The sequence below is a fragment of the Fibrella aquatica genome (assembly GCF_041321135.1).
Taxonomy (GTDB): Bacteria; Bacteroidota; Bacteroidia; order Cytophagales; family Spirosomataceae; genus Fibrella; species Fibrella aquatica.
In genome coordinates this window covers 522,327-533,959 of record NZ_JBGGWF010000002.1, presented here as the reverse complement: position 1 = coordinate 533,959, position 11,633 = coordinate 522,327, and the positions used below count along the sequence as shown (strand labels likewise).

The 11,633-nt window shown below is 50.5% G+C and carries 7 protein-coding genes; 3 read left to right on the top strand and 4 right to left on the bottom strand.

What is annotated here, in order from left to right:
* Positions 1-399: 399 nt before the first annotated feature.
* Together ACAW87_RS06100 and ACAW87_RS06095 are read right to left on the bottom strand one after the other, a co-directional pair.
* Positions 400-1,881, bottom strand: coding sequence for a RagB/SusD family nutrient uptake outer membrane protein (locus ACAW87_RS06100; protein WP_370722270.1), 1,482 nt, complete (start codon positions 1,879-1,881; stop codon positions 400-402).
* Positions 1,882-1,985: 104 nt separating this feature from the next.
* On the bottom strand, positions 1,986-5,138 hold the full coding sequence (locus ACAW87_RS06095) for a SusC/RagA family TonB-linked outer membrane protein (protein ID WP_370722269.1): 3,153 nt from the start codon (positions 5,136-5,138) through the stop codon (positions 1,986-1,988).
* Positions 5,139-5,281: 143 nt separating this feature from the next.
* Here ACAW87_RS06095 and ACAW87_RS06090 point away from each other — a divergent pair, with 143 nt between their 5' ends.
* Positions 5,282-6,610, top strand: a complete 1,329-nt coding sequence (locus tag ACAW87_RS06090; protein ID WP_370722268.1) for an amidohydrolase — start codon at positions 5,282-5,284, stop codon at positions 6,608-6,610.
* Positions 6,611-6,702: 92 nt separating this feature from the next.
* Here ACAW87_RS06090 and ACAW87_RS06085 read toward each other — a convergent pair whose 3' ends face one another.
* Entirely contained in the window at positions 6,703-7,500 is a 798-nt protein-coding gene (locus ACAW87_RS06085; RefSeq protein WP_370722267.1) for an SDR family oxidoreductase, read from the bottom strand.
* 118 nt (positions 7,501-7,618) lie between these two features.
* Complete coding sequence (pyrE, locus tag ACAW87_RS06080) at positions 7,619-8,248, bottom strand: orotate phosphoribosyltransferase (RefSeq protein WP_370722266.1); 630 nt, start codon at positions 8,246-8,248, stop codon at positions 7,619-7,621.
* A gap of 168 nt (positions 8,249-8,416) precedes the next feature.
* Here pyrE and ACAW87_RS06075 point away from each other — a divergent pair, with 168 nt between their 5' ends.
* Together ACAW87_RS06075 and ACAW87_RS06070 are read left to right on the top strand one after the other, a co-directional pair.
* Positions 8,417-9,415, top strand: coding sequence for an SMP-30/gluconolactonase/LRE family protein (locus ACAW87_RS06075; protein WP_370722265.1), 999 nt, complete (start codon positions 8,417-8,419; stop codon positions 9,413-9,415).
* A 230-nt stretch (positions 9,416-9,645) separates the two neighbouring features.
* Positions 9,646-11,613, top strand: coding sequence for a peptidoglycan D,D-transpeptidase FtsI family protein (locus ACAW87_RS06070; protein WP_370722264.1), 1,968 nt, complete (start codon positions 9,646-9,648; stop codon positions 11,611-11,613).
* Positions 11,614-11,633: the final 20 nt, after the last annotated feature.

Here is an 11,633-nt window from a genome sequence, read left to right as displayed (position 1 = left end):
AGCCGATAGAAATAGTAGATATAAGTGATGATGACAGTGTAAAAGTAATGTAATATGAGTTATTAGCGAATGGTTATTCTGAGAAAAATCTAATAAAGGGAAATTCAATTACTTCATTTATCGTGTTAAAATGTGGGTAATGTTTGTCCGTTTGGGATAAGATACTTTCTTTTTTTGTACTAAATCCAGGTTTAATACTTGAATAAGTTGTAAAATTTATAAAAGATACGTAAGCAATAATACTTATTTGCTCTACGTTTTTAGGTCTTTAAAATTGGTTTTGCACTACTTTTAATCGGATCGAAAGGCTCTTGCCTATTGGGCTACACTACCGCTGCATAAGCAATAAAAAGCCCACTCCCTTGTGAGGAGTGGGCTTTTTAATCTGTTGAAACCGAATTAAAGCGGATTCTGTACAATTGCTTTATTAGCCTGAATTTCACGAAGCGGTATCAGGAATTCCCAACGGTTATCGTCTGCAGGTACGTCGAACAGTACGGCCACGCCAGGGTTGTGGTTCGCACCATTACGGTTCAGGGGCAGATTCAACCGTTTCAGGTCGGTGAACCGGTGGCCTTCGCCCCACAGTTCTACCCGACGATAGGTTGAGATTTCTTCCAGTAAGGCTGCGCCGGTTTTGGTCGACAGGGTGTACGATGGATCGCGGCGTGTGTTGAGAGCAAATAATGCCGCCGCCGCTTCAGCTGACTTACCCAACCGGGCTTGTGCTTCCGCTTCGATCAGGTACATTTCAGCCGCCCGCATGTAGGGGATATCGCCCATTGTGCTGGTTGATGGCGTACCCGGTAGCCGGAACTTCTGGTTGATGTACGGAACACGTACGCCGCCCGTTGGCACCACCGAGTTGGTAGCCGTAGGGGCTTTCACCCACATTTTAGCCCGTACGTCGGTTTGTGGCAACTTCTCATACAACAAACTGTTGATCGCCTTGGGCGTTTGACGAATCACTGACGAGTTGAAGTTACTCGAGATATAGGAGTGGAAAGCTCCGAAAAATTCCGACTGATCTTCAACGTGATCAAATCCCCACATCCATTCTGAATTACCAATATCAGAGAAGCCGTCCTGGTATTGAGCCGCTGTCATCAGCGTAAAGCCGGTCCGTGCTTCAGCCGCAAATCTGGCGGCATCGGCCCAGTTTTGCTGCACCAGCGCTACGCGAGCCTGTAAGCCTTTCACCACACTGCTGTTAATGTGCGATTTGTAGGTACGTGCCGTGGTCAGCAACGTTGCCGCTTCAGCCAGATCTTTGTTGATCTGCGTATATACGTCTTCAACCGACGCTCTTGGCAGTCCTTCGGTGGTTGGGGCGATAACGAGCGGCACAGCAGGCTGCGTGTTTGGCTTCACGGCTCCGTTGTAGCGTTTACCATAGAGCTGCACGAGGTTGAAATAGGAGAAAGCGCGCAGGGCAAGCGCTTCCCCTTTCAACTGATTTCGCTCCGACTGGGCACCGGCTGCATTATCTATGTTAGCAACGGCGAGGTTAGCGTTACCAATCAGTCGGTAATACAACTGATAAGGGAACCGGGCCATGGTGCCCACGTCAGTCCGGTGGCTAATCCAGCGTTGTTCGCCAAAATGCCAGCCGTTCACCGTGTTGCCGAAAACGAGATCATCGCCCATTACATCCAGGATGATCATCATGGCCGGGTGGCCAAAATGGCCTTGTGAATCCAGATAGCGCACTACCATAGCCCGGTAAATACCGTTAATAGCCGCCGTGGCGTTTTTGGTGGTTGCGTAGGCCGAACCGGCATCGACGCTACCTGTTGGATTGGCTTCCAGGTAATCTTCCTTGCAGGAAGTGGCAGTTAATAGGCCCATTGCCAGAAGCAGGGGCAGAAATTTCTTTTTCATTGGTTGTCTGAAGTTTATGAAGCTAGGATGACGACAGTGTAAAAGACAGGTTGTATACGAATGCGTATGTCAAATAGCTGATGTCTCAAGGCTTTCCGGCTGATTTACAGCGATAATGAAATACCAACTACTAAGCTTTTCGCCGCGCTAAACACGTTGCTGGTTGTACCGGCAAAGTTTTGCTGCACGTTCATGCCTTTGCGGTTCGACAGCAGGAAGAAGTTTTCACCGCTGACATACACCTGCGCATTGGTCAGGAACATTTTCCGGCTGATGGTGCTCGGAATATCGTAGCCCAAGGTTACCGAACGGATGTTCAGATAGCTGGCATCGATTAGCCAACGGTCTGAGGCGGCGTCAAAATCAGCGGTACGACCAATATCCATCCGGGGTACGTTAGTTACGTCGCCGGGATTCTGCCAACGGTCCAGAATCTCAACGCTCTTGGCACTACCATACCCTCCTGAACCCATCAATGCAGCATGAGCACCGTCATAAATTTTGCCGCCTAGTTGGTACACCAACAACGCTGATAGACTCAAGCCTTTGAAACGGAATGTATTGGTAACACCACCCGTCAGTTTTGGAATCGAGGTGCCGTTGTAGTGGAAGCGGGCGTTGCTGATGTTCGTTGTCAGGGTATCACCGTCTTCCGTGATGCGTGAGTTGGCGGGTAGGTAACTAACTGCCCGGTACTGCGCCTCACCCGTGTTTGGATTAACCCCTTTGTATTCCCGTAGCCAGAAATCATAGATCGAACTGCCCACTTTGAGCTTTTTGGTGCCGTCGATGATCTCCGGGTTTTCTTCCGGCATTTTTGTGATCCTGTTCTTCAGGCTCGTGGCATTCAGGTCAATACGCCAGGTGAAATTCTTAGTGCGGATGGGTTCAAGGCCGAGTTCAACCTCGATACCCCGGTTGTACATGGTGCCAATGTTGCGGGTAACTGTTTGTAAACCCGATGACAAAGGAAGTGGTACCGCAAAGATCAGGTTCGATGACTGACGATCGAAATACTCGACCGTACCCGAAACCCGGCCCCGGAACAAACCAAACTCCAGCGCTACATCAAGGGCATTGCTTGATTCCCACTCCAACTGCGTATTGCCCAGGCTGGTTTGCAAAATACCCGCTTCCAGGGCGTTGTTCCAGGCAAGACCGTACAGGGGTTGCCAGGCGTAGTTGCTAATACCGGCATCGTTACCCGTCTGACCATATGAAGCTCTCAGTTTAAGCGCGCTGATAGAAGGCACAGACCGCAGGAAAGCTTCCTGATCTAAACGCCACGCTCCGCTCAGAGAGTAGAACGTACCCCAGCGAACATCCCGGAAGAACTTGCTAGACCCATCGCGACGGGCTGAGGCTGACAGGAAGTACTTTTCGTTGTAGTTGTAGTTCACCCGCGAGAAATAACCTTCAATTCGGCGCGTGTTATAGACCGAGCTCAGGTTGGTCGTCGTCGTGAAGTTGATTAATTCGTAGTTACCATCCAGAATCTGTTGCGAACGTGAACCCGTTAGTTCGTTACTGTTCTCGATGAAGTTTTCATGCCCGAGCAGTACGTCAACATTATGGCTGCCAAACGATTTGTTGTAGTTAAGCAGTTGGTTCAGGTTATAGCCCGAGATATTGTCAAAGCTGTGTGTGGCTCGACCAGCTGGGGCACCATCACCAATTTCGGGGTTACCGAATGTGAAATTGTTGAGGTTAGTAATGTCGGCACCAAAGTTCGTTGTGAATTTGAAATCTTTGAGGAACGTTACTTCACCATAAACCCGGGCACCCAACACGTTCCGACGGAAGTAGTTCTGGTTCAGGATCGTTTCGGCAATAGCGTGGCGACCGCCAAACTGTGGCCGGTTAGGCAGGCCCAAGGCGTTAAGGTTACCATAGTCAAAACGACGCTCTCCGTTTGGAAGAGTCAAAAATTGACCCGGATTGGCGGGATCGAAGGCGTATACCGGGTAGATAGGACCCATATTTCTAGAGAAGAAAAACGGGTTGACAAACGACGTACTACCATCGGCATCGGCCTGGTTTGAATTAGTAACCGTTGCTGACAGGTTGGCGCCCGTGCGGAACCATGGCTTCAGTTGCGTGTTGATGTTCAGGCGACCTGTAAAGCGCTCGTAATCAGAACGGATCAGGAATCCTTTGTCATTCAGGTACGAGAGCGACAGGAAATAATCCGTTTTGTCCTGACCACCCGAGAAGTTCACGTTTAACTCGTCGCGATTTCCCTGACGGGTAATTGGCTTCTCCCAGTTCAGATCGTCGCCCGAATAAACCAGGTTGGCATTAGGGTTGAATTGCCCATTGGTGTTCACCAGTTGGTTGTTGGGTACGTCATAGATGTTGTAACCCACCAGGCTAACCAAACGCTCTGTGGCATCAGCACTAGCCGCCGACAATGAAACCGGGTTGGTTGCGCGATACGCACCGCTGTTCCTGTAGGCTTCCCACATGAGCGGATAATATTCGGCTGGGCCTACGCGGTCATACTCAGGCAATGCCCGACTGTTGATCCCCTTCGTGTACCGAATGCTGATGGTGTTGCGGTCTTTTTTGCCTTTCTTGGTAGTGACCACCACTACACCGTTGGCTGCCCGGGCACCATAAAGCGCCGTTGAAGCGGCATCTTTCAGAATGGTGATGTTCTCGATGTCGTTCGGGCTCAGGTTGGCGATACTGGCCGTATACGGAATACCATCGACCACATACAACGGATCATTCGATGACGAGATCGAACCAAATCCGCGAATCCGAATCTCAGGAGCAGTACCAGGCTGACCACTACCAGCGGTGGTTTGCACCCCCGACGTGGTTCCCGAGATGGCCTGTCCTACGTTGGTAATTGGGCGAAGGGCAAGGTCGTCGGCCGAAATCGTACCGGCCGAACCCGTAAACGCTTCCCGCTTAGCCGTACCGAACGATGTAACCACAACCTCATTAAGGTTTGCGATGTCAGGTGCTAAGCTAATGTTGATCGTTGTGCGATTGCCAATGGCTACTTCTTGTACGGCATAGCCGATAAAGCTAAATACTAACCGGGCATTGGCCGGGGCGTTGATCTGATAATTACCTGAGGCGTCTGTTACGGCCCCACGAGTGGTGCCTTTTACCTGTACACTCACACCCGGCAGAGGGGCGTTGTCGTCTGATGAAGTGAGGCGACCTTTTACTGTCACGTCCTGCGCCAATGAGGGCAGGGCGAGCAGCATTAGAAGCAACCAGCTTCCCAAGAAGAATTTTCTCATAGAAGTTTGACGATAGAATTAGTTTGTTAAAGATGACTAAACGGCCGCAAAATTATTTAATACATTGTTAACACCGCTATAATCTTCGGAAATTATTTAAATTTCCAGTCGAAAATATCTCTTGTACTTAATTGAACTATATCATGATTCCAAGCGAAAAAATTGCAGTATTGGCCACTTTAATTGCACTTACGGGAGCGCCTGTAAAATACGTGTATGGACAGGCAATCCCGGTAAAGCAACAAATAGACAAAATGGCTAATTCGGTAGAGCAAAAGGTGGTTACATGGCGTCGCGATTTTCATCAAAACCCTGAATTAGGGAACCGGGAAACGCGAACGGCGGGCATCATTGCTGCTCATCTTCATTCGTTGGGCATCGAAGTGAAAACCGGAGTAGGCAAAACAGGCGTTGTCGGTATTCTAAAAGGGGGTAAGCCCGGACCGGTGGTGGCATTACGTGCCGACATGGACGGATTACCCGTTACCGAACGCGTGAATTTGCCGTTTAAGTCAACCGTAACGACCACCTTTAACAGTCAGCAAACGGGCGTTATGCATGCCTGCGGGCACGATACGCACGTGGCCATGCTGATGGGCGTTGCCGAGGTGTTGGCTTCGATGAAAAGCGAGTTGAAAGGCACCGTTAAGTTCATTTTTCAACCCGCCGAAGAAGGCGCACCCGTTGGTGAAGAAGGTGGCGCACAGTTGATGGTGAAAGAAGGGGTGCTCGAAAACCCGAAAGTAGATGCCATTTTCGGGTTGCACATCAATTCGCAAACCGAGGTTGGCACCATTAAATACCGGCCCGGCGCCACTATGGCTGCTGTTGATCAGTACGCCATTAAAATTCGGGGTAAACAAACCCACGGAGCCGCTCCCTGGTCGGGCGTTGACCCGATTGTGACGGGGGCTCAGATGATTATGGGTCTTCAAACCATCGTCAGCCGGAACGTACCCCTAACCGAAAACGCTGCCGTAGTGACTGTGGGCGCTTTTCACAGCGGTATCCGGCAGAATATTATTCCCGAAGAAGCGGATATGATCGGCACAATTCGCACGTTTAGCCCGGAGGCACAACAGTTGGTGCATCGCCGGATTAACGAAATCGCCCAGGGTATTGCTACGAGTGCAGGTGCGAAAGCCGACGTGAAAATCGACGTAATGTATCCGGTGACCTACAATGATCCAACGCTAACCGATCAGATGATTCCAACGCTGGAAGCGGTAGCCGGTAAGAACAATATCAAGTTGACGCCCGCCCAGACTGGTGCGGAGGATTTCTCTTTTTACCAGCAAAAAGTACCCGGCTTTTTCTTTTTCCTAGGTGGTATGACCAAAGGTAAAAAGCTGGAAGACGCGGCGCCGCACCACACGCCTGATTTCCAGATCGATGAAAGCGGTTTCACACTCGGCGTTCGCTCACTCTGCCATTTGACAGTTGATTACATGGAGCAGAAAAGTAAAAAGTAATGGCATTAAAACAGAGGGTGCTAAAAGCAAAAGTTGTTTCAGCTTTTGCTTTTAGCACCCTTTCGTTTTCTGTCAACGTACCTAAAATCACCTCAACTTTCCACGTTGCGGTTGCGGAGTATGCTGGATAACAGGCCGGGCCAGAAGCGCTTCAGGTAAATCCCCAGTACCTCACTTCCGCCGATGTTTACCTCTTCGCGGCCCTTCGCCACTGCGCTCAGAATACGTTTGGCACAGTCATCAGCCGTCATTCCCTGTTCCTGATGTTGGTCTGAACGGCCATAGTTGTTACCTCTGGCATCGAGTGCCGATTTGGAGATTGGGGTGCGGATGTAGCCGGGGCACACTATCGTTACTCGGAGGCCCTCGGCATGTACCTCGGCCCGGAGCGAATCGAAAAAGCCGTGCAGGGCGTGCTTAGAGGCACAATAGCCCGACCGCTGTTTCACGCCAATTTTACCTGAAACGCTGCTGGTTACCACAAAATGACCGCTTTGTTGCGTCGTCATAATTGGTAATACGGCTTGCGTCAAGGCAACAGCACCGAAAAAGTTAACGTCCATTAGCCGCCGGTATACCGAAAAATCAGTCTCGGTAACGAAACTACGCTGCGTAATGCCTGCATTATGAAAGACATAGTCGATTTGCCCAAAATGCGTCTGAACTGCGCGAACGTACCCGGGCAGTGAGGCGTCGTCGGTCATATCCAGGGGGAGCACCATACAGTCCGACGGTCCTAATCCGGTGGCGGCAGCCACACGCCGTAACTCTTCGACACGCCGGGCCGACAGCACCAACCGCGCTCCACGACGGGCCAATTCCATAGCCAGCGCCTCACCAATGCCCGATGAGGCCCCGGTTATCCAGGCAACCTTGTGCTGAAATGACATAAGCAATGTGGGGTTTAGAGTTTGAGGTTTGTAGTTTGAGGTTGCGCTGTAAGGTCACGACAGGTTCATTGGCAGCGCAACCTCAAACTACAAACCTCAAACTCTAAACTCTAAACTGTTATTTCCATTCAGATGGGTTCTGCCGCCAGTTGGCTAGTGATTCAAGGGCGTCGGCGGGGATGTAGTTGAGGGATTGGGCTTCCTGAACTAAGGTATCGTAATGACTTAGGCACACTAGTTTTACACCGGCCCGCTCGAAGTTTTCGTCGGCAAGGGCAAATCCATAGGTGAAGATGGCAATCATGCCGATTACCTCGGCGCCTGCCTGCCTGAGCGCTTCAACCACTTTGAGCGAACTACCGCCGGTTGAGATCAGATCTTCAACCACCACCACTTTTTGGGCACTGTCTAGTCGGCCTTCGATCTGATTACCCATGCCGTGCTTTTTAGGTTCAGGACGAACATAGCAATAGGGAAGGTTCAGTTCATCGGCAACCAGCGCGCCCTGCGGAATTCCGGCCGTAGCCACGCCAGCCATAACCTGCACATCAGGAAACTGCTGACGAACAACCTCGGCCAGCGCCTGTTTTATGTAGGTACGTACCTGCGGATAAGCCAGTGTAACCCGGTTGTCGCAGTAAATAGGTGATTTCCAGCCCGAACTCCAGGTAAACGGGTCGGAGGGACGAAGGCGAACGGCCTGCACATCGAGCAGATGGCGGGCTACAGTTTGAGAAACGGACGACAAAATAGACAGCTTGGCTTGATTGAACTGCAAACTTTGCCAAACTTCCGCGCTTTGACAAAAGTAGGAGGGTATACAACGCTGTATTTTATTTATAGCTAACTTCCAGTACCAATAACCTCTATGTTCAGGAAAATCCTCCTTTTTGCTCTTATGCCTATGACTTCACTCATGGCACAAGTCTATCCAACCATTGGCAACGTAGTTCGGCTCGATCCCAGACTCGACCAGTTACTGGCGAAAGAGGCTAAAATCGAAGTGCTGGCTTCTGGTTTCGAGTGGACAGAAGGGCCGGTGTGGGTACGTCAACCGGCCAGCACCACAGGAACGACATCAACTGGTTACCTCCTTTTCTCAGACGTACCCAAAAACACGATCTACCGCTGGACGGCCGTCGATGGCTGTCAGCCCTTCCTGTCTCCTTCGGGTTATACAGGACTGGGAACATATAGCGATGAACCGGGCTCTAATGGCCTGGCGTTGGATGCACAGGGTCGGCTGATTAGCTGTGAGCACGGTGACCGCCGTTTATCGGCTATGCCGTTACCGGGGCCAGGAGGTAAAGTAACGCTGGCCGATAACTACAGGGGCAAACGTTTCAATAGCCCGAACGATGTAGTGACACATCCAGATGGTAGCTTTTACTTTACCGACCCGCCGTATGGCCTGGCTAAAAAGGAAAACGATCCTTCCCGAGAAACGCCTTTGTTCGGGGTCTACCGCGTAACGCCCTCCGGCGAAGTGACGCTGTTGATCAGTGACCTGACCCGCCCCAACGGCATCGCGTTCTCGCCCGATTATAAAACACTTTACATCGGACAGTCGGATGACAAAGCGCCTGTGATTAAAGCCTATTCGGTGTTGAGCAATGGAACGGTGGGGAATGGCCGCACTTTTTTCGATGGGACGGTCCTCAAAAAACAGGGTTTGTCCGGAGCCTTCGATGGCTTGAAAGTTGATAAACAGGGTAATCTCTGGGCTACCGGTCCGGGTGGGATTTTGGTAATTGCACCGGCTACTAATGGGAATTCAGGTACGTTACTGGGACGGCTGGAAACCGGGGTCGCCACCGCCAATTGTGCGTGGGGCGATGATGGCCGAACGCTCTACATCACAGCAGATATGTACCTGTGCCGGATAAAAGTGCTTACTACCGGAATGGGTTTTTAGCCAATAATGCCCGATTTAATCGTACTTAATTTACAGGATTTCTGGATTAAACAGGATTAAACTAACCTGACTTTTTGATGCAATTCATGTCAAAAATGAGGGCTGTGATAAATCAAAAAAAACTTGTGTCAGATTCTGCGGCGCGATCGTTACTAACTTCGTAGATTTGTAGTAGGGTTCGAAAACCGTAATTCGAATTTGATACAGCGTCTCTCAGGAGTTGAGAACCAATGATTGAAAACCGGAAATTTGTTATTTTAGGCGTATTCTGCCTGGTTGGACTGATCTATGCTGTCCGCTTGTTTTACCTTCAAATTCTGGACGACAGTTATGCCCTCGAATCGTCCAGTAACTCCATAAAACGTGTCATTGAAATTCCTTATCGCGGTCAAATTTATGATCGGAGAGGCGAACTGATCGTTTACAATACCCCCGTTTATGACCTGTACGTAACGCCCAAGCGGGTACGTATTCAGGATACCCTTGCGTTCTGTCGGATGATGGAGATGACCCGGCCGGAATTCGACAGTATCATGGATTTGGCCAAATCATATTCAAGAGTGAGGCCGTCTATCTTCATGCGTCAGTTATCGAAAGAAGACTACGCCCGTATTCAGGATGCCTTGATCGACTACCGGGGTTTCGAGCCGGTGATGACTTCGATGCGAACGTACCCGGCTCATACACTGTCTAACGCGCTTGGGTACGTGTCGGAGATTAGTAAGAAGAAGCTCGAGAGCCAGGACTTTCCATATTACCGGCAGGGTGATTACATCGGGCGCAACGGGCTGGAAGAGCAATATGAGGAGGAACTCCGTGGTCGCAGAGGTATCAAATACGTCATGCAGGATGTACATGGCGTCGCCAAAGGTTCATTCAAAAGCGGTGAGCATGATACGGCGGCCGTAGCCGGCAAGAATTTATATACCGGAATTGATGTAGCCGTGCAGCAATATGCCGATAGCCTGATGCACAACAAGGTTGGGTCTATCATGGCCATCGACCCAAGTACAGGCGAGATTCTTGTGTCGGTGTCAGCGCCTACCTATGACCCTAATCAGCTCTCGTCGCGCTTTTTTTCGAAGAACTACCGCAAGCTGCTGAAAGACCCGTATAAGCCGCTGATTAACCGGCCCGTTATGGCCAGTTATCGCCCAGGGTCTACATTCAAACTCATTCAGGCGCTGATTGCTCAACAACAGGGGTCGCTATCGACAGGAACCGTGTACGGACATGGAGGATCTCCCATGCGCTGTCACTGCCACGGCGGTAATAACCTGCGCGGTGCCGTTCGGTTCTCGTGCAACCCATACTTTTATCAGGTCTTCCGTAAATACATCTACCACAACGGAAACCCTAATACGTTTAAAGCGTCGGCGGCGGGTTTGAAAGAGTGGCACGACCATGCATCCAAATTTGGTATTGGTCAGAAACTAGGTATCGATCTACCGAGTGAACTGAAGGGCAACTTACCGGATGTGTCAACCTATAACCGATTGTATAAAGGGGAACTGGCCTGGAAATTCTCCAATATTTATTCGCTCAGCATCGGCGAAGGCGAACTGTTGATCAGTCCATTGAAACTCGCCAATCTGGCCGCTACCATTGCTAACCGGGGCTGGTACATCACGCCTCATTACGTGAAAGGAATCGGCAAGTTAGGCGAGGGTATTCCGGCTCAGTACAAAGAGAAGCATTACACCGACATTGATCCGCAGTATTACCTGCCCGTTATCGAAGGCATGCGGATGGCCGTGGTGGCCGGTACCACGAAGCGCGAGGCCGATATTCCCGGAATTGAACTATGCGGAAAAACAGGTACGTCGCAAAACGCCAAGTTTGGCCACGCCCATGACCACTCGATTTTCATTGGTTTCGCGCCTATGAATAACCCCAAAATTGCCGTTGCCGTGTTCGTAGAAAACGCGGGTTGGGGTGGGGTTGCTGCGGCATCGGTGGCGGCACTCGTTGCCGAGCGTTACCTGAAAGGCAAAAATGAAGCGCAGGGCCAGCGACTGAAGGAGTGGTTGATCAAGCAGAATTACATGCCACCCCTCTCGATGCTCCCGAAACCAAGGGCGCCCAAAAAACCAGATTCGACGGCTAAGAAGCCCGTAGTGAAAGATACCATCCGCAAACCACGCCCGATGATGACCCAAAATCAGGGCGCACCCAGAAGTACAGTTAGCGGAAACTAATTTTATTCTTACTTGTGAAT

Excerpts from the sequence above, each read along its gene's own strand:
- ACAW87_RS06100 (WP_370722270.1), bottom strand. The coding sequence starts at position 1,881 with ATGAAAAAGAAATTTCTGCCCCTGCTTCTGGCAATGGGCCTATTAACT.
- ACAW87_RS06070 (WP_370722264.1), top strand. The coding sequence starts at position 9,646 with ATGATTGAAAACCGGAAATTTGTTATTTTAGGCGTATTCTGCCTGGTT.
- ACAW87_RS06095 (WP_370722269.1), bottom strand. The coding sequence starts at position 5,138 with ATGAGAAAATTCTTCTTGGGAAGCTGGTTGCTTCTAATGCTGCTCGCC.
- ACAW87_RS06075 (WP_370722265.1), top strand. The coding sequence starts at position 8,417 with ATGGCACAAGTCTATCCAACCATTGGCAACGTAGTTCGGCTCGATCCC.
- ACAW87_RS06090 (WP_370722268.1), top strand. The coding sequence starts at position 5,282 with ATGATTCCAAGCGAAAAAATTGCAGTATTGGCCACTTTAATTGCACTT.
- ACAW87_RS06085 (WP_370722267.1), bottom strand. The coding sequence starts at position 7,500 with ATGTCATTTCAGCACAAGGTTGCCTGGATAACCGGGGCCTCATCGGGC.